Here is a 24,823-nt window from a genome sequence, read left to right on the forward strand (position 1 = left end):
ATCATCGCGACCCGGTTCTTGAGCCCGCCCCAGGTGGCGAGCAGCACGCCGCCGACGATCGCGCCGAACGAGAACGCGAGCTCGTTGGCCGTGAGCTTCCAGACCTCTTCGCCGAACGTCCGCACGACCATGAGCGGCGTGAGGTAGGACGGGGCCACGATCAGCAGGAACACGACCGCGTAGAGGCCCAGGACCCAGCGCACGAAGGTGTGGCCGCGCAGGTAGCGCAGGCCGCCCACGAGGTCGTCGAAGTACCCGACCTTCTCGCCCGCGCCCACGTCGGTGCGCAGCACCTTGGTCACGGGGATCAGCGCCAGGAGGCCGATCCCGATCACGGCAGTGACGACGTCGACGAAGAAGATCGCGACGATCGAGGCGCTCGCGTAGACGCCCGCCGCGACCGCGGGGGCGAGCAACGTCATGGCCGACTGGATCGACCCGTTGATGCCGTTGACCCGCATGAGCTTGCTCACCGGGACGAGCTGCGGGAGGAGCGAGGACACCGCGGGCATCTGGATCCCCGCGCCGACCGAGCGGATCGCGAGGGCGGCGTAGATGAACCACAGGTCGTCGCTGCCCGAGAGCATGAGCAGCGCGAGCGCGAGGGTCGTGACCGCGATCGAGGCGTCGGCCGCGATGATGAGGAACTTGCGGTTGAGCCGGTCCGCCCAGACCCCGCCGAAGATCGACACGACCGCCTGCGGCAGGAAGCCGAACACCGCGGCCAGGGCGAGCACACCACCGGACTTGGTCTCGAGGGTCAGGTGCCACATGATCGCGTACTGCACGAGCATCGACCCGAACAGGGAGACGGTCTGCCCGCCCAGGAAGATCGTGGCGTCACGGCGCCAGCGCGGCTTGTCGGCCTCGTCGTCCGTCGGGGTCGCTCCGGAAGGGCGGGACGGGCCGGACGGGTCGGTGGGCTCCGCCTGGTCCGCGGCCTCGGGCAGGCTCGCGGGACCGTTGGGGACGGCCGCGGGGTCGCTGGACTCAGGGGTGTAGGAGGGCCTGGCGTCGGCGCCTGTCGAGGCATCCTCTGCGGTCGGGTCGGACACGATGTTCGGCTCGGGATGACTCACCCGTCCATGGTGCGGGGCACGGGGCCGCGCGTCCACCGAATTCGGGGTCCGCCGCCCCGTCCGGGACCTTGTCCTCCGGCACCACCGATGCCTCGGGTCACGCCGGCCTGAAGGTCGCACGGCCGTCTCCCCGCCCGGTTCCCGCGCACGAGGTCACTGCGGTGGCAGGGTGGGCCCGTGACGTCCGCCCCACCCTCGCCGCCTCCTGCCAGGAGCCCCCGCGCCACACCCTCCCGGACCGTGGACCTGCTCACGGGACCGGCACCGTCCCCCGGCCCGGTGCGCGCCGCGTCGGTCTCGGCCGTGGTCGCGGGCCTGGTCGCGGTCATGGTCTCGTTCGCCGGACCGTCCCTCATCATCCTGCAGGCCGCGCACGACGGTGGTCTCACGACGGCCCAGACGACCTCCTGGCTGTGGGCCGTCTCGATCGGCAGCGGACTGACGGGCGTGGTCCTGAGCCTGCTGACCCGCCAGCCGGTCATCACGGCCTGGTCGACGCCCGGGGCGGCCCTGCTGCTCGGCACGCTGGGAGACTTCGAGTTCTCGGACGTCGTGGGCGCCTACCTCGTCGCGGCGGTGGCGGCGCTCGCGCTCGGTGCGAGCGGCGTGTTCGGCAGGCTCCTGGCGGCGGTCCCGCCCCAGATCCTCTCGGCGCTGCTCGCGGGGGTCCTGCTCCCGTTCGTCCTGGGTGCGGTCGTGAGCGCGGTCGGCTCGCCGGTGATCGGGGCGAGCGTCGCCGTCGCGTTCGTCGTGGTGCGCCGCCTCGCACCGCGCTACGCCGTGCTGGCGGCGCTGCTCGCCGGGGTCGTGGCGGCGCTCGTCGCGGGCGACGTCTCGCGCTCGACGACCGCGCTCGCCCTGGCCGTCCCCGAGTGGACCACCCCGACGCTCGACCTGGGCGCGGTCGTCGGGATCTCCGTCCCGCTCCTGCTCGTGACGCTCAGCGCCCAGAACGGCCCGGGTCTGGAGATGCTGCGTGCGAGCGGCTACCGCCCGAACAGCCGGCTGCTGGTCGGCGGGACCGCCGCGGCCTGGGCCTTCCTGGCGCCGTTCGGCGCGCACGGCATCAACCTGGCCGCGATCACCGCGGGCATCTGCACGGGCCCGGAGGCGCACGAGGACCGCACGCGCCGCTACGTCGCGGGGGTCGCGTGCGGGGTCGGGTACCTGGTCGTGGGGACGTTCGCGGGGAGCCTGGTCGGCCTCTTCCACGCCGTCCCGGCGGCCCTGGTCACGACCGTCGCGGGTGTCGCGCTGGTCGGCGCGCTCACGAGCGCCCTCGCGGGAACCTTCGCCCCCGCGGCCTCGACGCCCGGTACGAGCCCGTCCCCCGCGGCCCTCGAAGCAGCGGTGCTGACGCTCGTCGTCACGACCTCGGGGATCGTGGTCGCCCACGTCGGCTCGGCGTTCTGGGGGGTCGTGGTGGGGCTCGCCGCGTACGGGGTGCTCACGGTCGGCCGGCGTCGCCGCGCGACGTGAGCCCCGTGCGGGCTCCTGTCCACGACGTGGTCACCCAGGCCGCGCACTGTCCCGTCCGGCCCGCCGGATGGCAGGGTGGGACCGTGACGATCCCGACCGAGCCCGCACCTCCGTCCACCTCGACCGACGCCCCCCGCGCCCCTCGACACCTCCAGCCCGGGGACGGGTGGGTCGAGTGCACGTGCGGCAGGCGGCACTGGGGGCTCGCGGGAGCCGCGGGCCTGCTCGTCGCGCGCCGCGGCGAGGACGGACGGGTGAGCCACGTCCTGCTCCAGCACCGGGCGACCTGGAGCGACCAGGGCGGCACGTGGGGTGTACCCGGCGGCGCGATCCACCCCGACGAGACCCCCGAGCAGGGCGCGCTGCGCGAGGCCCACGAGGAGGCCGGGGTGGACCCCGCCCTCGTGAGCATCGTGGGCGACCGGGTCCTGGACCACGGGCCGTGGCGGTACACGACCGTGCTCGCGGAGGTCGTGCCGGGTGCTCACCTCGAGGCGCGCGCCACCGACGCCGAGAGCCTCGAGATCGCGTGGGTCGCGGTCGAGGACGTGCTCTCGCTCCCCCTGCTGGACGCGTTCCGGGACGCGTGGCCCGAGCTCGTGGGGCGGTTCGCGGAGGTCCGCTGACGAGGACGGCCCCCGCACGGCGTGCTCCGGGCGCGAGAACGGCCCGTGGCCGGCCCTCGACGTCCGAGGGTGGCCACGGGCCGTTCGCCGCGTGGTCGCTAGCGGTCCGACCGGTCGGTCGGGGCGCCCTCGACCTCAGTCGGCGCGGGGTCCTTCGCGGGCCCGTGCGGGACGAGCTTGAGCCCCACGACCGCGGCGATGATGCCCGCGATGAAGACGACCTTGCCGACCGAGGCGGACTCGTCGCCCGTCAGGATCGCGTAGGACACGGTCAGGGCCGCACCGATCCCGACCCACACCGCGTAGGCGGTGCCGATCGGGATGTGCTTCACGGCCCAGCCGAGCCCGCCCATGCTGACGGCGAGCGCGACGAAGAACACGATCGACGGGACGAGCTGGGAGAACCCGTCGGACTTGCCGAGGGCCGTGGCCCAGACGGCCTCGAAGACGGCGCTGACGAGCAGGACGATCCACGGCACGTCAGCTCACCACCTTGAGGCCGACCACGGACCCGACGAGCAGGACCAGGAGCAGTCCGCGCAGCCAGGTGAAGGTCTCGGACCCGGTGAAGAATCCCCAGACGACCGTGAGCGTGGCGCCGATGCCGACCCACACCGCGTAGGCGGTGCCCGTGGGCAGCGAGGTCATGGCCCACGCGAGACCGACCATGCTCAGGATCAGGGAGACGGCGAAGACGACGGTCGGTCGCTTGCGCGTGAAGTTCTCCGAGGCGGACAGCGCCGTCGCCCAGACGGCCTCCAGCATCCCGGAGAGGACGAGGACAACCCAAGCCATGACAAGTAACCCCTCTGAGTCAGTCTTGTCCGTGCGGGTACTGCTCCCTCGTCCGCGCGTCCCTCGTCGGAGGAACTTGGGACCATCGTACCAAGATCGAGGCGCCCCGGCCAGGGGGCGGCTCCCCGTCCGTGTGGGACGGCTCACGTGGGCACGGGTGTCGACGACCCGGCGACGGGAGTACTGTTCTCGCGGAGGAAGGCAAGCCTTACCAAACTGGGACCCGCGTTCCAGAGCGGGGGCGCCACCGCTGCGGCCACCGGTCGCCCCGGCCTCCGGCTCCCGGGCTCACCGCCCCGCGACCCGTCGAAGGACTCCCGTGTTCGCCAACTTTCTCATCGGCCTGCGTGAAGGCCTCGAGGCCGCGCTCGTCGTCAGCATCCTCGTCGCCTACCTCGTCAAGACCGGTCGGCGCGACCTGCTCCCCTTCCTCTGGCTCGGAGTCGGCATCGCCGTGGCCGTCTCGATCGGGTTCGGCGCGGCCCTGACCTACGGACCGCAGGGGCTGACGTTCGAGGCCCAGGAGGCCATCGGCGGCACGCTCTCGATCGTCGCGGTCGGCCTCATCACGTGGATGATCTTCTGGATGGGCAAGACGGCCCGGCACCTCAAGACCGACCTGCAGCACAAGCTCGACGACGCCGTCGCCGCCGGGAGGTGGGCCGTGGTCGTCATGGCGCTGCTCGCCGTCGGGCGCGAGGGCCTCGAGACCGCGCTCTTCCTGTGGGCGGGCGCCCAGGCCACGGGCACCACGACCAAGCCCCTGCTCGGGGCCGTGCTCGGCCTGGCCGTGGCCGTCCTGCTCGGCTGGGCCGTCTACAAGGGCGCCGTCAGGCTCAACCTGCGGGTCTTCTTCGCCTGGACCGGGCTCTTCCTCGTCGTGGTGGCCGCGGGGGTCCTCTCCTACGGCGTGCACGACCTCCAGGAGGCCGGCATCCTGCCCGGGCTGCACAACCTGGCGTTCGACGTCAGCGCGCAGATCCCGCCGTCGAGCTGGTACGGCACGGTCCTCAAGGGCGTCTTCAACTTCTCCCCCGCGACCACCTGGCTCGAGCTCGCCGCCTGGTGGCTCTACCTCGTCCCCACGCTGTTCTTCTTCGTCCGGACCGTCTGGTTCAGCGCGCCTCGCAGCAGTGCCCCCGCGCAGGCCAGCACCCCGGCAACCACCGTCACGACTCCCGGAGGAAACCGATGACCCGCTCACGGGCCACCCACGCCGCAGCGCCGCTGCTCGCTGCCGCTCTTCTCGTCCCGCTCCTCGCCGCGTGCACGCCCAACGACCCGGCCCCCGCCGGCTCGGACGGCTCGGCCGCCGGCTCCGCGAAGCTCACGGTCGACTCGTCGGCCGACGCGTGCACGCTCTCGGCCGCCGAGGCACCGTCGGGCAACATCGTCTTCACCGTGACCAACACGGGCGACGACGTGACCGAGTTCTACCTGCTCGCCGAGGACGGCCTGCGGATCGTGTCCGAGGTCGAGAACATCGGTCCTGGCATCAGCCGCGACCTGGTGCTCACGGCCAAGCCCGGCGAGTACGTGACCGCGTGCAAGCCCGGCATGATCGGCGACGGCATCCGCTCCGACTTCACCGTGACCGACTCGGGCAAGGACATCGAGCCCACGGGTGCGGTCGCCGACCAGATCGCCCTGGCCTCGACCAACTACGTCGCGTACGTCAAGGACCAGACCGAGCAGCTCCTCGAGGGCACCCAGGAGTTCGTGGCCGCGTACAAGGCGGGCGACGACGAGGCCGCCCAGGCCCTCTACGCCCCCGTGCGCGTGCACTGGGAGCGCATCGAGCCCGTGGCCGAGTCGTTCGGCGACCTCGACCCCAAGATGGACCTGCGCGAGGCCGACCTCGAGGAGGGTCAGGAGTGGACCGGCTGGCACCTGCTCGAGAAGGACCTGTGGCAGCCCGCGCCCGAGGCCAACGACGGTGAGACCTACGTGGCCCTGACCCCCGAGCAGCGCACGCAGTACGCCGACCAGCTCCTCGCCGACACCCAGGAGCTCTTCGACCGCACGCACGAGGCGTCGTTCGCGGACGGCATCGACGCGCCCGCGATCGGCAACGGCGCCAAGGGCCTGCTCGACGAGGTCGCGACGGGCAAGGTCACGGGCGAGGAGGAGATCTGGTCGCACACCGACCTGTGGGACTTCCAGGCCAACGTCGACGGCGCCAAGGTCGCCTACGACGGTCTGCGCGACGTGGTCTCGGCCAAGGACGAGGAGCTCGCCACGACGCTCGACGAGCGCTTCGCGACCCTCCAGGGCCTGCTCGACGAGCAGAAGCAGGGCGACGGGTTCGTGCTCTACACCGACCTCACGCCCGAGCAGGTCAAGGCGCTCTCGCAGGCCGTCGACTCGCTGAGCGAGCCGCTCTCGCAGCTCACCGCCGCCGTGGTGCTCTGAGGACCGACGCACCATGACGACCGCTCCAGACCAGCCCGACGCCGGCTCCTCCGCCCTCGAGGGGCCCGACGCACCCCGTGGGACCACCGGACCCGGTGACCCCACGCGACCGACCGAGCCGACCCGGGAGGCGCGCCGCATCTCGCGGCGAGCCGTCCTGGGGATGGCCGGCGTCGGGCTGGCCGGGGCGGGGCTCGCGGGAGGCTTCCTCGCCGGGAGCGCGACCGCCTCGGCGCGGGACACCGCGCCGAGCGCAGGTCCTGCCGAGGGCGACGGCGCGTTCGCGTTCACGGGCGAGCACCAGGCCGGGATCACGACCCCGGTCCAGGACAGCCTGCACTTCGCGACCTGGGACGTCACGACCCAGGACCGCGACGAGGTGGTCGCGCTGCTGCGCGCGTGGACGCTCGCGGCCTCGCGCATGACGCAGGGCCTGCCCGCCGGGGAGTTCGGACCCATGTCGGGCCCGTACGACGCGCCGCCGGACGACACGGGCGAGGCCGAGGGCCTGCCGGCCTCCGGGCTGACGATCACGTTCGGGTTCGGTCCCTCGTTCTTCACGGCGGCCGACGGGTCGGCCCGGTTCGGCCTCGCCGGGCGCAAGCCCGACCTCCTCGCGGACCTGCCGCACTTCCCGGGCGACATGCTCGAGGACGCACGCTGCGGCGGAGACCTCGCCGTCCAGGCGTGCGCGAACGACCCGCAGGTCGCGGTCCACGCGATCCGCAACCTCGCGCGCATCGCGTTCGGCACCGCGTCGGTGCGCTGGAGCCAGCTCGGCTACGGGCGCACGTCGTCGACCACGACCGCTCAGCCCACGCCCCGCAACCTGTTCGGCTTCAAGGACGGCACGGCCAACATCACGTCCGAGGAGTCCTCGGCGATCGACGAGCACGTGTGGGTCGCGCCGGGCGACGGGGCCGACTGGCTCGCGGGCGGCTCGTACCTGGTCGCGCGCCGCATCCGCATGACGATCGAGACGTGGGACCGCGCGCCCCTGCGTGAGCAGGAGACCATCGTGGGGCGCACCAAGGGCTCGGGGGCGCCGCTGTCCGGCGGCGAGGAGCGCACCGAGCCCGACTTCGAGGCCGCGGGCCGCGGGGGCGTCCCGCTCATCGACCCGGCGTCCCACGTGCGCCTCGCGCACCCCACGAGCAACGGCGGCGCGCGCATGCTGCGGCGCGGCTACAACTACACCGACGGCTCGGACGGGCTGGGCAGGCTCGACGCGGGGCTGTTCTTCCTCGCGTACGTGCGTGACCCGGCGACCCAGTACGTGCCGATGCAGAACGCCCTCGCCAAGCACGACCTCATGAGCGAGTACCTGCGGCACACGGGCTCCGGGATCTGGGCCGTGCCGCGCGGGGTCGCCGAGGGCGCCACGCTGGGCGGCGCCCAGGGAGCGTTCGTGGGTCAGGAGCTGTTCGCCTGACCCACCGGTCGGGGACTCACTCCCGGACCCGGCCCGCCTCCTGGACCGCGGGACGGACCAGCTCGCCGTAGGCCTGGAGCGTCTCGTCGTTCGCGTCGTGCTGGAGGTAGAGCGCGAACTGGTCGACGCCGAGCGCCTTGAGCTCGAGCAGCCGCTCGACGTGCCGCTCGGGCGGCCCGACCAGGCAGAACCGGTCCAGGATCTCGTCGCTCACGAACGCGGTGTGCGTGTTCCCTGCGCGCCCGTGCTCGTTGTAGTCGTAGTCGACCCGCCCGGCGACGAAGTCGGTCAGGGCGCGCGGGATGCTCGGCCCGTCGCCGCCCGTCCCCGTGCCCTCCCCCGCCCCGTAGCGCGCGACGATCTCCGCGACGTGGTTGCCGACCATGCCGCCGAACCAGCGGCACTGGTCGTAGGCGTGGGCGAGCGACCGCCCTCCCCTGTTCACGGGCCCGTCCCCGCCCGTGCCCGACGGCGTCTCGTCCGTCACGTACGCGGGTGCGGCCACGCAGATGGTCACCTCGGCAGGGTCGCGGCCGGCCCGCTCGGCGGCCTGGCGCACCGCGTCGATCGACCAGGCCACGATGTCCGGGTCGGCGAGCTGGAGGATGAAGCCGTCCCCGACCTCGCCCGCGAGCGCCAGCGCGCGCGGGCCGTAGGCCGCTACCCACACGGGGGTGCGGCTGTCCGGGGCCCAGGGCAGGTGCAGGGTCGAGCCGTGGTACTCGACGGACTGCCCGCCGGCGAGCCCCCGGACGGTCGTGACGGCTGCCCGCAGCTCGGCGAGGGTCACGGGCTTGCCGTTGGTCACCCGGACCGCGGAGTCCCCGCGGCCGATCCCGCAGACCGTGCGGTTGCCGAACATGTCGTTGAGGGTCGCGAAGAGCGAGGCGGTCACGGTCACGTCGCGCGTCGCGGGGTTGGTGACCATGGGACCGACGGTCACGCGGTGGGTCGCGGACAGGATCTGGGAGTAGATGACGAACGGCTCCTGCCAGAGGAGGTGGGAGTCGAACGTCCACACGTGGCTGAACCCGTGGAGCTCTGCGCGCCGCGCGAGGTCGACGACGCGCCACGCGGGCGGGTTGGTCTGCAGGACGACGCCCAGGTCGAGGCGGTCGGCCGTGCCGGTCGCGGTCATGGCTGGCTCCTGCTCGTCATCGGAGGTACGCCGAGGTGCTGCGGCGCAGGTACTGCCCGTGCCCGGGGTGCCCGTGGTACTCGCCGTCCGAGACCAGGACCTTGCCGCGCGAGATCACGACGTCGACGTGCCCGTCGATCTCGAAACCCTCCCAGGCGGAGTGGTCCATGTTCATGTGGTGGGTCTTGCGCTTCCCGTGCGCCGTGTCCGCGTCCGCGGTGTACCCGATCGACGTGTGCCCGGCGGGGTCGTACACCACGACGTCGGCGTCGGCCCCCGGGGTGAGCACGCCCTTGCGGTCACCCAGCCCGAACATGCGCGCCGGCGTCGTGCAGCACAGCTCGACCCAGCGCTCGAGCGAGATCTTCCCGTCGACCACGCCCTGGTAGACGAGGTCGAGGCGGTGCTCGACGCCGCCGATCCCGTTGGGGATCTTGGAGAAGTCGCCGAGCCCGAGCTCCTTCTGCTCCTTCATGCAGAACGGGCAGTGGTCGGTGCTCACCACGGACAGGTCGCCCGTGCGCAGGTAGCGCCACAGCTCGTCCTGGTGGCCCTCGGCCCGCGAGCGCAGCGGGGTCGAGCAGACCCACTTGGCACCCTCGAAGTCGCCCCACTCCTCGCTCCTGGCTCCGAGCTGTTCCTCGAGCGACAGGTACAGGTACTGCGGGCACGTCTCGCCGAACACGTTCCAGCCGTCGTCGCGGGCGCGGGCGAGCGTGGCGACGGCCTGCTTGGCCGACATGTGCACCACGTAGAGCGGGGCACCGGCGAGCCGCGCGAGCATGATCGCGCGGTGCGTGGCCTCCTCCTCGGTCTCCCACGGGCGCGTGGTGCCGTGGAAGTACGGGGCCGTGTCGCCGCGGTCGATCGCCTGGCGCACCAGGACGTCGATCGCGATGCCGTTCTCGGCGTGCATCATGACCATCGAACCGTTGGTCGCCGCCTTCTGCATGGCACGCAGGATCTGTCCGTCGTCGCTGTAGAAGACCCCGGGGTAGGCCATGAAGAGCTTGAAGCTCGTGATGCCCTCGGTCACGAGCTCGTCCATGGCCCTGAGCGAGTCGTCGTCGACGCCGCCGAGGATCTGGTGGAAGCCGTAGTCGATCGCGCAGTTCCCCTCGGCCTTGGCGAACCAGGCGGCGAGCGAGTCCTGGACCCGTTCGCCGGTGCGCTGGACCGCGAAGTCGACGATCGTCGTCGTGCCTCCCCAGGCCGCGGCGCGCGTCCCGGTCTCGAACGTGTCCGAGGCGGCCGTGCCGCCGAACGGCAGCTCCATGTGGGTGTGCGGGTCCACGGCGCCCGGGATCACGTACTTGCCGGTCGCGTCGACCACGGTCTCGGCGACCGAGGCGAGGTCCACCCCGAGCGTCGTGTCGCCCGGGCGCACCAGCGCGGCGACCTGCTCGCCGTCGAGCAGGACGTCGGCGCGTGAGCGCCCGGTGGGCCCGACGACGGTGCCTCCCGTGATGAGGGTCAGTGCCATGGTGCGGTCCTCTCGTTCGTCGGTCGGTCCTCCTGTCGGGGCCGGCTCCGGGCTGACGCGGCGCCGGCGCGGCGCCGGCTCGGCGGCGGCTCAGGGCGCCGTCAACGGGCCGTAGGCGTCGGGGCGGCGGTCGCGGTAGAACTGCCAGCGGTTGCGGACCTCGGTCAGCACGTCGAGGTCGAGGTCGCGGACCACGAGCTCCTCCTCGTAGGCGTCGGCGGTCTCGCCCACGAACGCCCCCTCCGGGCTCACGAAGTAGCTCGTGCCGTAGAAGTCGTTCGACCCGAGCTCCTCGAACCCGACCCGGTTGATGGCCCCGACGTAGTACTCGTTGGCCACGGCCGCCGCGGGCTGCTCGAGCTTCCACAGGTAGTTCGACAGGCCTCGGCTCGTGGCGCTCGGGTTGAAGACGATGGTCGCTCCCGCGAGCCCCAGGGCCCGCCAGCCCTCGGGGAAGTGCCGGTCGTAGCAGATGTAGACCCCGATCCGCCCGACCGCGGTGTCGAAGACCGGGTAGCCGAGGTTGCCGGGGCGGAAGTAGAACTTCTCCCAGAACCCTGGCAGGTGCGGGATGTGGGTCTTGCGGTACTTGCCGAGGTAGCTGCCGTCGGCGTCGATCACGGCCGCGGTGTTGTAGAGGATCCCGGGCTGCTCGAGCTCGTACACCGGCAGGACGATCACGATGCCCAGCTCCTTGGCGAGGGCCGCGAAACGCTCGGTCGTGGGGCCCGGCACCTGCTCGGCGTAGGAGTAGAACGCGGCGTCCTCGACCTGGGGGAAGTAGGGCGCGTTGAACACCTCCTGGAAGCAGATGACCTGGGCACCCTGGTCCGCGGCCTGGCGCGTGAACGTCTCGTGGGCCGCGAGCATGGACTCCTGGTCGCCGGTCCAGCGGACCTGGGTGAGGGCGGCTCGCACGATCATGGGTTCTCCTCGGGTCTGTGGGGCTGCTGGGGCTGCTGGGTCGGCTGGTGCGGTGGGGTTCCTGCGGGTGGTGCTCCCGCGGGTCGGGTCGGGACGGTGGCGCGGAGCGGCAGGTCAGGAGGGTCAGGTGGGTGAGGCCTCGACGACGTACCGGTCGGCGACGTCGAGCGCCGCGTCGACCACGTCGAGGCCGTGCTCGAGGTCCTCGACCGACGTCACGAGCGGCGGGGCGAGGTGCAGCCGGTTGACCTGGGGGAAGGGCCAGACGCCGCCCGCGGTCACGGCCGCGACGACCTGGGCCATGGGCGCGTTCTGGGCCGCCGTCCCCTGGAAGGGCACGAGGCGCTCGCGGGTGGCAGGGTCGCGGACGAGCTCGATCGCCCACAGGAAACCGAGCCCGCGCACCTCCCCCACGCTCGGGTGCCGAGCGGCCATCTCCTGCAGGCGCGCCCCGATCACCTTCTCGCCCAGGGTGCGGACGCGGTCGAGGATCCCCTGCTCCTCGAAGACCCGGATGCTCGCGACGCCCGGGGCGCACGCGAGCGGGTGTCCCGAGTAGGTCAGGCCGCCGGGGAACGCGACGTGGTCGAAGCTCGCGGCGACCCGCTCCGAGATGATGACGCCGCCGAGCGGCACGTACCCCGAGTTCACGCCCTTGGCGAAGACCACGAGGTCGGGCACGACCCCCCAGCGGTCGACCGCGAACCACTCGCCCACGCGTCCGAACCCGACCATGACCTCGTCGGCGACGTACAGGATGCCGTGCTCGTCGCACAGCTCACGCACGCCTGCGAGGTAGCCGTCGGGCGGGACGAGCACACCGTTGGTCCCCACGACCGTCTCGAGCAGGATCGCCGCGATCGTCCCGGGGCCCTCGAGCTCGACGACCTCGCGCAGGTGGCGCAGCGCCGCCACGCACTCCTCGGCGTCGTCCGCGGCGCCGAACGCCGAGCGGTAGGTGTAGGGCCCGAAGAAGTGCCGCACGCCGGGGTCCACCTCGTTGGGCCACCGCCGCGGGTCCCCCGTGGCCGTCACGGCCGTGCCCGTGTTCCCGTGGTACGAGCGGTAGGCCGCCAGGACCTTCTGGCGTCCCGTGTGGCGCCGCGCCAGGCGGACGGCGTTCTCGACCGCGTCGGCCCCGCCGTTGGTGAAGAAGACCCGGTCCAGCCCGCCGGCGGCACCTCCCGGCGCACGCTCGACGACGAGCCGCGCGAGCTCGCTGCGCACCGGGTTCGCGAACGACGGGGCGACGGTCGCGAGCCGTCCGGCCTGCTCCTGGATCGCGCCCACGAGCGCGGGGTGCTGGTGCCCGAGGTTGAGGTTGATCAGCTGTGACGCGAAGTCCAGGTAGCGGCGCCCGTCGGTGTCCCAGAACCAGGCGCCCTCTCCGCCCGCGATCGTCACGGGGTGGATCAGCTCCTGGGCCGACCAGGAGTAGAAGACGTGGGCGTCCTCGCGGTCACGCCGCCCCGCGCTCGTCGACTCGTGGGTCATGCGCCGGCCCTCCGTCCGGTCGGCCGCCCGGTCCCCGCGTCGGGTCGCGCGGTCACGTGTCTCCTCCGGCCGTCCTGTGAAGTCATCGGTCGTCACCTGTTCCGGGGGAAGCCGAGGTCGATCGCGCTCGTCGCCGGGTCGGGCCACCGCGACGTCACGACCTTGGTCCGCGTCGAGAAGTGGATGGCCTCGGGTCCGTAGATGTGCGAGTCGCCGAACAGCGAGCCCTTCCACCCCCCGAACGAGTAGTAGCCGACCGGCACGGGGATGGGGACGTTGATCCCGATCATCCCGGCCTGCGCCTCGACCTCGAAGCGTCGGGCCGCACCGCCGTCGCGCGTGAAGAGCGCCGCCCCGTTGCCGTAGGGGTTCTCGTTGACGAGCCGCAGCGCGTCGTCGAACGACTCGACGCGGACGACCGAGAGCACGGGGCCGAACACCTCCTCGCGGTACACGGTGTGCTCGGGCCGCACGTGGTCGACCAGGCTCGGGCGCAGGAAGAACCCCCCGCTCAGGTCCACGCCGTCGGCCCCGGCGGTCACGGGTGGCCCCGCGCGTCCGTCCACGACGAGGCTCGCGCCCTCGTCGAGCGCGCTCTGCACGCGCGCCGCGACACGGTCGCGGTGCTCGGCCGTGATGAGGGGGCCCATCTGGGAGGTGGGGTCGTTCCCCGGCCCGACGACGAGACCCGCCACGCGCGTGCGGATCGCCTCGACCAGCCGGTCGCCGATCTCGCCGACCGCGACCACGACCGAGATCGCCATGCACCGCTCACCTGCTGACCCGTACCCCGCCGAGACCGCCGCGTCGGCCGCGGCGTCGAGCTCGGCGTCGGGCAGCACGACCAGGTGGTTCTTCGCCCCGCCCAGGGCCTGGACCCGCTTGCCGTGACGCGTACCCGTCTCGTAGACGTGCCGCGCGACGGGCGTCGAGCCGACGAAGCTGACCGCCGCGACGTCGGGGTGCTCCAGGAGCCGGTCGACCGCGACCCGGTCACCCTGCACCACGTTGACGACGCCGTCGGGAAGTCCTGCCTGCGCGAGGAGGCGAACGAGCAGGAGGGAGACCGAGGGGTCACGCTCGCTCGGTTTGAGGACGAACGTGTTGCCGCACGCGATCGCCGTCGGGATCATCCACAGCGGCACCATGGCCGGAAAGTTGAACGGTGTGATGCCCGCCATGACGCCCAGCGGCTGCTTGACCTCGTGGACGTCCACGCCCGTGGCGACCTGCTGGCTGAACCCGCCCTTGAGCAGGTGCGGGATCCCCGCGGCGAACTCGACGTTCTCGAGCGCGCGCGAGACCTCGCCCTCGGCGTCGCTCACGACCTTGCCGTGCTCGGCCGAGACCAGGTGCGCGATCTCGTCGCGGTGCGTGCGCAGGAGCTCGTGGAACGCGAAGAGGATCTCGACCCGCCGGGACAGGCCCGTCGAGGCCCAGCCGGGGAAGGCCGCGAGCGCCGCGGCGACGGCCCGGTCGACGTCGTCCACGGAGGCCAGGGCGACGCGAGCCGTGACGTGCCCTGTGGCGGGGTCGTGGACCGGTCCGAACCTCTCGGCCTCCCGCACGGGGCTGCCCCCGACGACGTGGCCGACCACCCCGTCGTGCGGGGCGGGGACGGTGCTCGTCATGCTGGCCTCCCTCCCGGGCGTGGCTCGGTGAGCGGCGGCCCGGGTCGTCGACGACTGCTTCTCAGTGTGGCACGATCGCCCACATTCTGTGATGCGCATCACAGTAGAGGCGGGGGAGCGGGTGAGCGACCCGTGAACGTCGCGCGTCCCCCGCCGCGGCGTCAGCGGTCCCTAGTACGGTCGGGCCGTGACCGACGACCACCGCACGCGCACCGACCTCCCGGACGACCCGCCGACCTCGACCGCTCCCCCCACCGCGGACGCCTCGCGGGACGAGCCGTCGACGCCCCTGACCCGGGCAGAACGTCGCGCCGCCGAGCGTGCAGCAGAGCTCGCCGACCTGGCCCGCAGGGCCGACAGCACGGTGCACCGTGCCCCGCACACCGCGGCGATCGAGCAGGTCGCGGCGGCTCCGTCCCACCCGCGCGCCGAATCCCCGCACCCCGTCAGGTCGCCCTCGCCCTCGCCCTCGCCCTCGCGGACCGACGCACGCTTCGCGCCGACCGTCGAGACCGCCGGGACGGGGCCGAGCGAGCCGGTGGGGCCCTCGGCAGAGTCCCCGACCCTCGTCGAGGCACCGCCTGCGCACTCCCCCGACGCCCCGGGAGCGGACTCTCCTGCACTGCCGGACGCACCCACCGCCTCTGGCAGTGCTCCGCACGCGACGCGACGCCAGCTCGCGCACGCGGCACGCCGGGTGGCGAGCCTCGGACGCGGCAACGCGGCGAGGCTGCTGCTGCTCACGGTCGTCACCGCGCTCGCGGTCGAGATGGTCCGGGCGAGCGGGCCGCTGCTGGACCACGCCTTCACCTCGGGTGTCGTCACGGCCGCGGTCACGGCGTTGGTCACCTACGCAGCCCCGGCCCTCGCCGTGACCATCGTCGCGGCCCGCCTGCCCGTGAACGGGCGCGTCGTCGTGGGGGCCGTCGTCGCGCTCGTGGTGTGGCGCCTGGGCCTGCAGGGCCTCGGGATCGCGGCCGCGTCGGGCTCCTGGCTCGGCACCGCCCGCTACGGCCTGGGCCTCGGGGGTGCCGCGCTCGCGGTCGCGACCGTCGTCCTGGTCGCGGGGTTCGCGAGCGGCACCCGGCCCGACCCCACGGCCGACCTCGACGGTGACCTCGCAGGCCCGGCCCGTCCGTCCAACGGCCGGATGGTCGCCATGGGCGTCGGTCTCGGGATCCTCGGCGCGGCCGGTGTCAGCCTGCTGCACGGCACGTGGGACGCGTACTGGCGCACGGACCTGCTCGGCTGGGTCGCGCCGGTCCTCCTCGGCGGGTTGGGCGTGGTCGCTGCCTGGCTCCTGCGTCGTGACCCCGCGACCCCGGGATCGCGCGGTCTGTGGGTGCTGGGCCCCTACCTCGCGCTGGGCGTCATGGTCTTCGGCAACCCCGCGTTCGTCGCGTCGCAGACCGGGCTCTCCCTGCCCGTGGCCGGCGGGGCGGTCGCCGCCACGGCCCTGGTCGTCGGGCTGCTCCCGCTCTGGGGCGTCGCCGGGACGAGCAGCCCGGCCGCTCGCGCCCTGGCCACGACCGGCCGATGGGTCTCGCTCGTGCTGCTGCCCGCGTTCACCGCGGTCCTGTTCCTGGTGCCAGGACGCACGCAGGACGTCTCGTCGCCGCTCGGCTGGGCGCTGCTGGTGTGCGTCGTGGGGCTCGCGGCGACAGCGACCGACGCGGTGCGCCACGCACTGACCCGACCGGCCCACGAGCTCGGGTGGGCGCGTCTGGCGGGGGTGAGCTCCGCCGTCGGGCTGGGCCTGATCCTGCCGCTGCTCGTGTACCAGCTCGACTACGACGTCCCCCTGCCCGTGCCCAACGCGACCGTCCCGGTCGCCGTCGCGGCAGTGCTGGCGGTCGCGGGCCTGCGACGCGCGCGCAGAGCCCCGGCCGACGTCGTGGAGGGCGAAGGGGCGGCGACCGGCCGTGCGGCCGACGTCACCCACGCGCCCGCGCCGGGCCTGCGCATCTCCCTGCCCGTCACCGCGGCCGTCGCGGCCCTGGCCGCCGCCGGCGCGGTGCTCGTCTCGACGAGCGCGGGCCCCGTCGCGGTCGCCGACCGCGAGCAGCGCCTCACGGTGCTCGACTGGAACCTGCACTACGGCGTGAGCGCGACGCCGTCGGTCGACCTCGACGAGGTCGTCGCGATCGTCCGCGACTCGGGCGCGCAGGTCGTGACCCTCCAGGAGGTCTCCCGCGGCTGGGTGCTCGGGGGCGGCGTGGACATGGCGTCCTACCTCGCCCGGGAGACGGGCCTGGAGGTCGAGTTCGTGGGCGCTGCCGACCGTCAGTTCGGCAACGCGATCCTCTGGAACCCCGACGTGGTCGCGGCGAGCGACGTCGCGCGTCTCGCCCTGCCGCTGGGCGCGGGACCGCAGAACCGCTCGACGATCTCAGCGACGTTCACCCCTGTGGACGACGACACCACCTGGCCCGACGGCGTCCGGGTGGCCTCGGTGCACCTCCAGCACCGTGAGGCGAACACCCCGACCCGTCTCGACCAGCTCGACGCGCTGTTCGCGGCCGAGCCCGTGACCGGTCCGTACCTGCTGGCGGGAGACCTCAACGCCGAGCCCGGCTGGGACGAGATCGAGCTCGTCGAGTCCCACGGGCTCGTCAGCGGGCAGGACGACGTCGGGAACCCCGGCGACCTGACCTCTCCTGCGGACGCTCCGGCCTACCGGATCGACTGGGTGTTCGGCTCGGGTCTGGAGTTCCAGCGCGTCACGGTGCTCGACGCCGCCTGGTCCGACCACCGCCCGCTCGTCGCGGTGGTCCGGCCGGTCGGAACGGAGCAGGAGTAGGGGCAGCGCCGCGGCCGTGAGGGCCGCGGCGCCGCCCGCCCGGAGCGCCCGGCGCCGCTCTCGCGGCGGCTCAGTCCTCGCGGTGGTGGAGCATGCGGGCCACCTCGGCGATGGACCCGCTCAGCGACGGGTAGACCGTGAAGGCCTCGGCCACGTCGTCCACCGTGAGACGGTGCGCGACCGCGAGCGTGATGGGGAAGACGAGCTCGCTGGCCCGCGGTGCCACGACCACGCCTCCGAGCACGACGCCGGCCTCGGGGTGCGCGAACAGCTTGACGAACCCGTCGCGCATGCCGAGCATCTTGGCGCGCGGGTTGCGGGCGAGGGGCAGGGTCGTGGTCACGTACTTGGAGCCCTGCTCCTTGAGCTTCTCCTCGCTGTACCCGACGGTCGCGATCTCGGGGGCCGTGAAGATGTTCGCCGCGACCGTGCGCAGCTTGATGGGACTCACGGCGTCGCCCAGGGCGTGCGACATGGCGACCCGGCCCTGCATCGCCGCGACCGAGGCCAGCGGCAGGATGCCCGTGCAGTCACCGGCCGCGTAGATGCCCCGCACCGAGGTGCGCGAGACCTTGTCGACCTGGACGTGCCCGCTCGGCGTGAGGCGCACCCCCGCCTCCTCGATCCCGATGCCCTGCGTCGAGGGGATGGAGCCGACCGCGAGCAGGACGTGGGTGCCCTGGACGACCCGGCCGTCGGCGAGCGTGACCTCGACCCCGTCCGCGGTGCGCACGGCGGCCTCGGCACGCGAGCGCGACATGACCGTCATGCCGCGCGAGCGGAAGACGCCCTCGATGAGCTCGGCCGCGTCGGCGTCCTCACCCGGCAGGACGCGGTCGCGGCTCGAGACGAGCACGACGTCGGAGCCCAGGGCGTTGTAGGCGCCCGCGAACTCGGCCCCCGTGACCCCCGAGCCCACGACGATCAGGCGCTCGGGGAGCTCCTTGAGGTTGTAGAGCTGGGTCCACGTGAGGATGCGCTCGCCGTCCGGGACGGCGGTCGGCAGCACGCGCGGCGTCGCGCCGAGCGCGAGCAGGACGACGTCCGCGTCGAGCGTGACGGGCTGCTCGTCGGCGTCCGACGGCGTCACCTGCACGCGGGTGGGCCCGTCGAGGCGGCCCTCCCCGAGGAGCACGCGCACGCCCTCGCGCTCGAGGCGTGCGTGGATGTCGGCCGACTGGGCCGCCGCGAGCGCCATGACTCGGGTGTTGACGGCGTCGAGGTCCACCATGTGCCGACGCATGGCCGGGTGGGCGGCCTTGACCGTGTCGACGGGCAGGCGGATGCCGAGGTCGGCTGCGCGGTCCGCGATGGTCATCCAGTCGGCGGTCGCGATGAGCGTCTTGGAGGGGACGACGTCGGTGAGCACCGCGGCTCCCCCGAGCCCCTGGCGCTCGACCACCGTGACGTCCGCGCCGAGCCGGCGGGCGACGAGGGCCGCTTCGTAGCCTCCGGGACCACCGCCCACGATCACGATACGGCTGGCCTGCAGGTCACTGTTCTCGTTCGTCACGGGTGCCATTGTGTCAGGAAGTCCGAGGTCACCGTGTCAGCATGCGGACAGATCGGTCAGCCGGTCGCCGGGTGGGCCTTCGGCGGGGCGCGAGGCCCAAGAACGGCTAGCCTCGTCCTATGACGACGACCTTGTCTCTCGACGACCCCACCACCGACCCGTTCCTCGTGGCCCGCGCCGCTGCCGACCACATCGCCCACGCCACCGGGATCGAGGGGCACGACGTGGCCCTCGTGCTCGGGTCCGGCTGGGGCGGCGCGGCCGAGCTCCTGGGCGACGTCGTCGCGGAGATCCCCACGAACGAGATCCCCGGCTTCTCCAAGCCGGCCGTGGCCGGGCACGTGGGCACGACCCGCTCGATCCGGATCGCGCGCGCCGACGGCTCGGTCCGCCACGCGCTCGTGCTCGGGTCGCGCACGCACCTGTACGAGGGCAAGGGCGTGCGCCACGTCGTCCACGGCGTCCGGACCGCTGCCGCGACCGGCGCGCAGACCGTCATCCTCACGAACGGCTGCGGTGGCCTGAACCTGGACCACGGGCCGGGCACCCCGGTCCTCATCCGCGACCACATCAACCTCACCGCGACCTCACCGCTCGAGGGCGCCACGTTCGTCGACCTCACCGACCTATACTCCCCGCGCCTGCGCGACCTGGCCCGGACGGTCGACGGGTCGCTCGGCGAGGGCGTCTACGCGCAGTTCCCCGGCCCGCACTACGAGACCCCGGCCGAGGTCCGCATGGCCGGGATCCTGGGTGCGGACCTGGTGGGCATGTCGACCACCCTCGAGGCCATCGCCGCACGGCACGCGGGGCTCGAGGTGCTGGGCATCTCGCTCGTGACCAACCTCGCCGCGGGGATCAGCCCCACGCCGCTCTCGCACGGCGAGGTCATCGAGGCCGGCCAGGCTGCCGGCCCCCGGATCAGCTCCCTGCTCGCCCAGATCGCGAAGTTGGTGTGAGATGACGAACCCCGAGCCCCTGGCCAACGAGGTCGACGACCCCGGGTACGAGGCCGGCGCCGGCCACGCGGCCTTCCTCGAGCAGGTCGAGGCCTGGATCGAGGCGGACCCCGAGCCCGCCGACCAGGTCGAGCTGCGCACGCTGCTCACGGAGGCCGACTCGCCCGACCCGCGCGACCACGAGGTGCGCGCGCGGGCCCGCGCCGAGCTCCGAGACCGCTTCTCCGGGACGCTGCAGTTCGGAACGGCGGGCCTCCGGGGCGAGATGGCGGCCGGCCCCAACCGCATGAACCGCGCGGTCGTCATCCGGGCGGCCGCCGGCCTCGCGTCGTTCCTGCTCGACGCGCTGCCCGGCCAGACCCCGCGGGTCGTCATCGGCTACGACGCCCGCCACCACTCGCACACGTTCGCCCAGGACAGCGCGGCGGTCTTCACCGCCGCGGGGGTCGAGGCGTCGATCCTCCCGTCGGCCCTCCCCACTCCCGTCCTCGCCTACGCCGTGCGCCACCTGGGCGCCGACGCGGGCGTCATGGTCACCGCGAGCCACAACCCTCCCCAGGACAACGGCTACAAGGTCTACCTCGGCGGACGGGTCGTGACCGACTCGGGCCAGGGCGCTCAGATCGTGCCCCCGTACGACGCCGAGATCGCCGCAGCGATCCGCCGTGCCCCGGTGGCCGCACGGGTTCCGCGGGCGGTCGACGGCTGGACGGTCCTGGGCCGGGACCTCGCGCTCGGCTACGTCGAGTCGGTGGGTCGCCTGTCCGACGGCGCGGCGCGCGACCTGCGCATCGTCGCGACCCCGCTGCACGGCGTGGGCGGGGCCGTCGTCAACCGGGTCCTCGAGGACGCGGGCTTCACCGACGTCATCAGCGTCGCCGAGCAGTTCGAGGCGAACCCCCTGTTCCCGACCGTGGCCTTCCCCAACCCGGAGGAGCCCGGCGCGATCGACCTCGCGCTCGCGTACGCGCAGGACGCCAAGGCAGACCTCGTGATCGCGAACGACCCTGACGCCGACCGGTGCGCGCTGGCGGTCTACGACCCGCGCGTCGGGACCTATCAGGGGGCCGAGACCGCGCGCTCGAACGGGTGGCGCATGCTGCACGGCGACGAGGTGGGTTCGCTCCTCGGCGAGGAGATCGGCAAGCGGGCGGCACGGCTGCGCATCGCGCCCGGGACGCAGTTCTTCGCGAGCTCGATCGTGTCCTCGCGGCTGCTGCGCAAGATCGCCGAGAGCCACGGCCTGGGCTACGCCTCGACGCTCACGGGGTTCAAGTGGATCTCGCGCGTCGACGGCCTGGTCTACGGCTACGAGGAGGCGCTCGGGTACTGCGTGGACCCGCAGAACGTGCGCGACAAGGACGGCATCAGCGCTGCGCTGCTCCTCGCACAGCTCGCCAACAGGCTCAAGGCCGAGGGTCGCACGCTCGTCGACGCGCTCGACGACCTGGCGCGCGCGCACGGCCTGCACGTGACCGACCAGCTCTCGGCCCGGTTCACGGACCTGGACCAGATCACGGCGGCCATGTCGCGGCTGCGCGCAGCGCCCCCGCGGACGCTCGCGGGCTCGGGGGTGAGCGAGGTCGTCGACCTCTCGGACGGCCTCGACGGTCTGCCCCCGACCGACGGCGTGCGGCTGCTGTCCGCGGACGGGACCCGGGTCATCGTGCGCCCCAGCGGCACCGAGCCCAAGGTCAAGTGCTACCTCGAGGTCATCGTCCCGGTCGCGCCCGACGCGAGCTACGACGACCTCACGGCCGCCCGCGCGTTCGCGCGGACCCGGCTGGACCACGTCCGTCGCGACGTCGCGGAGGCGCTCGGGATCTGACGGGACGCAGCCCAGAGGCCGTCCCTCGCTCCTTCACGGAGCGGGGGACGGCCTCCGTCGTTCCCGGCGAGACCTGTCCAGGACGGGCCGTCAGCCCAGTGCGACCGAGATGCCACCCGACATGAACGAGTCGTGCAGCTCGATGCTCGCCGGCACCGCGTCGGCAGGGACGTCGAACACCACGACGCCCTGGATCGAGTTGCCGGGGTTGATGTCGTTGAGGAAGCTGTTGGCGTCTCCCAGGTAGATCCCGGCCGTGGAGTCGGCCGAGTGCTCGCGCCCCTGGGCGTCGAACAGCTTCTGCGAGCTCGCGTCGAACATCTGGGCCGCGTCGCCGACGTTCGTCACCGTGACGTGGACCAGGACGAACTGCCCCTGGGCGTCGACGCTCAGGAGCTCGTCGCCCACGCTGGCGACGCCCGGCTCGACGGCCGTGACGGTGAACTCGAACTTCCCGTCGCGCACGGCCGTGCCGATACCGGGCACCGTCTCCTCCGGTGCGGCCGGAGCCTGCCCGTCGGGCTCGCCCTCCGGGGCTGCGTCGCCGGTCCCGGTCGTGCCCACCGTCGCCGTGGTGCCGGCCAGCTCGTCGCCCCCGAGGCCGGACGCGACCGAGACGACGACCACCAGCGCGAGGATCGCCAGGAAGACCGTGAGGACCTTGTGCCGCGCGAAGAACGACTTGCGCGGCACGGGGGCGAGGGGCGGCTGCGGCTGCCCCGGGAAGGGCGGGTTCGGGTACTGCTGCTGCGGGTACTGCTGCTGCGGGTACTGCTGGACGGGCGGCTGCTGCGTCGGGTCGCTGTTCATGGGAGGGCCTCTCGTGGTTCCGGATCGGTACGGGACCACTCCATCGCGTCGCACCGGGCGGGCGCGTCGTCGGACCGGGTACGACCAGCGCACCGAAAGTCGTACGTGGCCCCTGGCCTCCCGAACCGGTCGACGGACCCCGCCGTCGGTGGTGTTCCCTACGCTGGGGCCGTGACCACCCCGTACCCGCCCTCGGGCTCTCCCTGGCCTCGCGCGACGCCGCCCCCCGGCCGCCCCGTGCCTCCGGGGTGGGCGGGCGCCGGCCCGACGGGTGGTTCTTGGCCGCCGCCACGGCAGCAGGGGCAAGGACAGGCCGCTGCTCACCAGGGTCGCCGTCCGGCAGCGGTTCCTGCCGCCGCGTCCGAACCCTCCCCCGGAACGGTCCCCGACCGGCCGACGGACGGCCGACGCTGGTGGTCCCGTGCCTCGACCGTGTGGATCGTCGTCGCGTCGTTCGTCGCCTCGTCCGTGTGCATCGCCTTCGCGGGCTCCGCAGCGGGGACGCTCGACGGCGTGGACGGCCCGGAGATCTCGGACGTGGTCTTCCTCTGGGTCCTGATCGGCTGGGCGTCCGCGGTCGGCATCGCGACCATGCTCGTGTTCCGCCGCCGCTACCCGGTCGCGGTCTGCCTGATCGCCTGCGGGGGCGCGCTCCTCTTCCCCCTGGACGCGATCGGCGCCCTCGTGGCGTTGTCCTGGGTCGTCTCGTCGCGCCCGGTCCGGGTCGGATGGCTGCTGGGCGCGCTCACGGCTCTCGCCACGATCGTCTCGTTGACCCGCGACGCCCTGCGGCCCGTCGAGGGACGCATCTTCTCGTTCACGGCGACCGGGTCCACCGAGGCCGTCGGTGCGCCGGAGTGGGTGTACGTGCTCCTCGCGGCGGCCGGGCTCGCGCTCTCGGTGAGCGTCGGCTGGGCGCGCCGCGCCCACTACCAGGTGGGACGGTTCCGTGGCGAGGCCCAGCGCCACGAGGTCGTGGCCGAGCACCTGCGCGACGAGGTCGCCCGCAAGGACGTGGTCACCGAGGAGCTGAGGGACGAGGTGACCCGCCAGCAGGAGGAGGTCGCGCGCCAGCAGGAGCGTCAGCTCATCGCGCGTGAGGTGCACGACACCCTGGCCCACAGCCTCTCCCTGGTCTCGCTCCACTCGGGAGTGCTCGAGGTGTCGGTCCCCGAGGAGGACGGGCAGCTCCGCGACGCGGCCAAGGTGGTCCGTGAGAACGCCCACCGGTCGCTCGAGGACCTCCGGGACCTGATCGAGATCCTTCGCGACCCGGACGGGCTCGCCCACCGGCAGGCGCAGAGGGCAGGGGGCACGCTGTCCGACCTTCCTGCTTTGCTCGCCACCACCCGGGCGGCTGGCACGCGGCTCGTCGCGACGGTCGTCTTCAACGACGCCTCGTCGATCAGCCCGCACGTGGCGCGAGCGACCTACCGGATCCTCCAGGAGTCGCTGACCAACGTGCACAAGCACGCGCCCGGGAGCGAGGTCCTCATCGACCTCGGCGGGGACCCGGCGAGCGGCGTGAGCCTGCGCGTGACCAATCCGCTCCCCGGGTCCGTCGGCCCACGAGCACCCGGGAGCCGGGCGGGGATCACGGGGATCGCCGAGCGGGCCAAGCTCCTCAGCGGGCGGGCCACGCTCGGCCCCCAGGAGGGCTGCTTCGTCGTGGACGTCTGGTTGCCGTGGGTGAGCGACGCGGTCGACGTCGGCTGAGACGCCCTCACCGGACGGCGGGCCCAGGTGTGGGTGCTTCGCCCTACGATCGACGCGTGATCCGAGTCCTCCTGGTCGACGACGATGCGCTCGTCCGCACCGGCCTCCGCCTGATCCTGTCGAGCAGTCCGCGCATCGAGGTGGTGGCCGAGGCGACCGACGGCGACGAGGCCGTCCCGGCGTTCCTCGCCCACCGTCCCGACGTGGTGCTCATGGACCTGCGCATGGCAAGGGTCCAGGGCATCGAGGCGACCCGCGCGCTGCGCCTGCTCCCCGAGCCTCCGGTCGTCCTGGTCCTGACGAGCTTCGAGAGCGACACGGACGTCCTGGGAGCGCTCGAGTCCGGTGCGGGCGGGTTCCTGCTCAAGGACGCCTCGCCGGCGGAGCTCATCGGGGGCGTCCTCGCCGTCGCGGACGGCGAGTCGGTGCTGGCGCCCCGCGTGGTCCGCTACGTCGTCTCGCGCGTCGCGCAGGGACAGGTGACGAGCGAGCAGCAGCGGGCCCGCGCGCTCCTCGACCAGCTCACCGACCGCGAGCGCCAGATCGCCCAGGGTGTCGCGGAAGGGCTGAGCAACGCACAGATCGGCGAACGCCTCTACTGTGCCGAGGCCACGGTCAAGACGCACCTGAGCCGCACCATGACCAAGCTCGACATGCCCAACCGGGTCGCGCTCGCGATCGCCGTCGAGCGCGCCCGCTGAGCG

General features: G+C 73.1%; 20 protein-coding genes and 1 riboswitch. Of the genes, 10 read left to right on the forward strand and 10 right to left on the reverse strand.

Going from position 1 to position 24,823, the window contains the following annotated elements; genetic code table 11:
- On the reverse strand, window positions 1–1,079 hold a 1,079-nt coding region (locus tag ACFWFR_RS02640), incomplete at its 3' end, for an MFS transporter (protein WP_377620998.1).
- A gap of 240 nt (window positions 1,080–1,319) precedes the next feature.
- Here ACFWFR_RS02640 and ACFWFR_RS02645 point away from each other — a divergent pair.
- Together ACFWFR_RS02645 and ACFWFR_RS02650 are read left to right on the forward strand one after the other, a co-directional pair.
- Window positions 1,320–2,558, forward strand: coding sequence for a benzoate/H(+) symporter BenE family transporter (locus ACFWFR_RS02645; RefSeq protein ID WP_377621001.1), 1,239 nt, complete (start codon window positions 1,320–1,322; stop codon window positions 2,556–2,558).
- 83 nt (window positions 2,559–2,641) lie between these two features.
- Window positions 2,642–3,184, forward strand: a complete 543-nt coding sequence (locus ACFWFR_RS02650; protein ID WP_377621002.1) for an NUDIX domain-containing protein — start codon at window positions 2,642–2,644, stop codon at window positions 3,182–3,184.
- Window positions 3,185–3,282: 98 nt separating this feature from the next.
- On the opposite strand, the gene ACFWFR_RS02655 is transcribed toward ACFWFR_RS02650, so the two are convergent.
- A complete protein-coding gene (locus ACFWFR_RS02655; protein WP_377617557.1) occupies window positions 3,283–3,663 on the reverse strand; it encodes a DMT family transporter in 381 nt (126 codons plus the stop codon).
- 1 nt (window position 3,664) lies between these two features.
- Entirely contained in the window at window positions 3,665–3,979 is a 315-nt protein-coding gene (locus ACFWFR_RS02660) for a DMT family transporter (protein WP_377617556.1), read from the reverse strand.
- 13 nt (window positions 3,980–3,992) lie between these two features.
- Window positions 3,993–4,058, reverse strand: a riboswitch (guanidine-III (ykkC-III) riboswitch).
- 240 nt (window positions 4,059–4,298) lie between these two features.
- On the opposite strand from ACFWFR_RS02660, the gene efeU reads away from it, so the two are divergent.
- From efeU to efeB, 3 genes are read left to right on the forward strand one after another with little or no spacing between them, the layout of a single operon-like run.
- Window positions 4,299–5,174, forward strand: coding sequence for an iron uptake transporter permease EfeU (efeU, locus tag ACFWFR_RS02665; RefSeq protein ID WP_377621004.1), 876 nt, complete (start codon window positions 4,299–4,301; stop codon window positions 5,172–5,174).
- Window positions 5,171–6,391 (forward strand): iron uptake system protein EfeO, encoded by a 1,221-nt coding sequence (gene efeO / locus ACFWFR_RS02670; RefSeq protein ID WP_191803673.1) that lies wholly within the window; start codon window positions 5,171–5,173, stop codon window positions 6,389–6,391. The genes efeU and efeO overlap by 4 nt, the downstream gene beginning before the upstream one ends.
- A gap of 13 nt (window positions 6,392–6,404) precedes the next feature.
- On the forward strand, window positions 6,405–7,823 hold the full coding sequence (efeB, locus tag ACFWFR_RS02675; protein ID WP_377621006.1) for an iron uptake transporter deferrochelatase/peroxidase subunit: 1,419 nt from the start codon (window positions 6,405–6,407) through the stop codon (window positions 7,821–7,823).
- A 16-nt stretch (window positions 7,824–7,839) separates the two neighbouring features.
- On the opposite strand, the gene ACFWFR_RS02680 is transcribed toward efeB, so the two are convergent.
- The 5 genes from ACFWFR_RS02680 to ACFWFR_RS02700 all read right to left on the reverse strand — a co-directional run bounded on the left by ACFWFR_RS02680 (window position 7,840) and on the right by ACFWFR_RS02700 (window position 14,493).
- Entirely contained in the window at window positions 7,840–8,961 is a 1,122-nt protein-coding gene (locus tag ACFWFR_RS02680) for a TIGR03842 family LLM class F420-dependent oxidoreductase (protein ID WP_377621008.1), read from the reverse strand.
- A gap of 16 nt (window positions 8,962–8,977) precedes the next feature.
- Window positions 8,978–10,444: a dihydropyrimidinase gene (hydA, locus tag ACFWFR_RS02685; protein WP_377621010.1), complete on the reverse strand. Its 1,467-nt coding sequence runs from the start codon at window positions 10,442–10,444 to the stop codon at window positions 8,978–8,980.
- Between the two features lie 90 nt (window positions 10,445–10,534).
- Window positions 10,535–11,368: a nitrilase-related carbon-nitrogen hydrolase gene (locus ACFWFR_RS02690; RefSeq protein WP_191803681.1), complete on the reverse strand. Its 834-nt coding sequence runs from the start codon at window positions 11,366–11,368 to the stop codon at window positions 10,535–10,537.
- Between the two features lie 123 nt (window positions 11,369–11,491).
- Window positions 11,492–12,862: an aspartate aminotransferase family protein gene (locus ACFWFR_RS02695; protein ID WP_377621012.1), complete on the reverse strand. Its 1,371-nt coding sequence runs from the start codon at window positions 12,860–12,862 to the stop codon at window positions 11,492–11,494.
- A gap of 92 nt (window positions 12,863–12,954) precedes the next feature.
- Window positions 12,955–14,493: a CoA-acylating methylmalonate-semialdehyde dehydrogenase gene (locus tag ACFWFR_RS02700; RefSeq protein WP_377621015.1), complete on the reverse strand. Its 1,539-nt coding sequence runs from the start codon at window positions 14,491–14,493 to the stop codon at window positions 12,955–12,957.
- Between the two features lie 187 nt (window positions 14,494–14,680).
- Between ACFWFR_RS02700 and ACFWFR_RS02705 the strand changes: the two genes are divergently transcribed.
- Window positions 14,681–17,293 (forward strand): endonuclease/exonuclease/phosphatase family protein, encoded by a 2,613-nt coding sequence (locus tag ACFWFR_RS02705; protein WP_377621017.1) that lies wholly within the window; start codon window positions 14,681–14,683, stop codon window positions 17,291–17,293.
- Window positions 17,294–17,363: 70 nt separating this feature from the next.
- Here ACFWFR_RS02705 and ACFWFR_RS02710 read toward each other — a convergent pair whose 3' ends face one another.
- Complete coding sequence (locus ACFWFR_RS02710; RefSeq protein WP_377621020.1) at window positions 17,364–18,815, reverse strand: NAD(P)H-quinone dehydrogenase; 1,452 nt, start codon at window positions 18,813–18,815, stop codon at window positions 17,364–17,366.
- A gap of 110 nt (window positions 18,816–18,925) precedes the next feature.
- On the opposite strand from ACFWFR_RS02710, the gene ACFWFR_RS02715 reads away from it, so the two are divergent.
- Window positions 18,926–19,765 (forward strand): purine-nucleoside phosphorylase, encoded by an 840-nt coding sequence (locus ACFWFR_RS02715; RefSeq protein WP_377621022.1) that lies wholly within the window; start codon window positions 18,926–18,928, stop codon window positions 19,763–19,765.
- Between the two features lies 1 nt (window position 19,766).
- Window positions 19,767–21,593, forward strand: a complete 1,827-nt coding sequence (locus ACFWFR_RS02720) for a phospho-sugar mutase (RefSeq protein ID WP_377621024.1) — start codon at window positions 19,767–19,769, stop codon at window positions 21,591–21,593.
- 90 nt (window positions 21,594–21,683) lie between these two features.
- On the opposite strand, the gene ACFWFR_RS02725 is transcribed toward ACFWFR_RS02720, so the two are convergent.
- Window positions 21,684–22,403 carry a DUF4352 domain-containing protein gene (locus tag ACFWFR_RS02725; protein WP_377621026.1) on the reverse strand — a complete coding sequence of 240 codons (720 nt, stop codon included), beginning with the start codon at window positions 22,401–22,403 and terminating at the stop codon, window positions 21,684–21,686.
- Between the two features lie 432 nt (window positions 22,404–22,835).
- On the opposite strand from ACFWFR_RS02725, the gene ACFWFR_RS02730 reads away from it, so the two are divergent.
- Together ACFWFR_RS02730 and ACFWFR_RS02735 are read left to right on the forward strand one after the other, a co-directional pair.
- Window positions 22,836–24,119, forward strand: a complete 1,284-nt coding sequence (locus tag ACFWFR_RS02730; protein ID WP_377621028.1) for a sensor histidine kinase — start codon at window positions 22,836–22,838, stop codon at window positions 24,117–24,119.
- Between the two features lie 56 nt (window positions 24,120–24,175).
- Window positions 24,176–24,820 (forward strand): response regulator, encoded by a 645-nt coding sequence (locus tag ACFWFR_RS02735; RefSeq protein ID WP_191803700.1) that lies wholly within the window; start codon window positions 24,176–24,178, stop codon window positions 24,818–24,820.
- The last annotated feature ends 3 nt before the right edge of the window (window positions 24,821–24,823 follow it).

Origin of the sequence: Oerskovia sp. NPDC060287, assembly GCF_042726775.1 — a bacterium.
In the GTDB taxonomy this organism is placed as follows: domain Bacteria; phylum Actinomycetota; class Actinomycetes; order Actinomycetales; family Cellulomonadaceae; genus Oerskovia; species Oerskovia merdavium.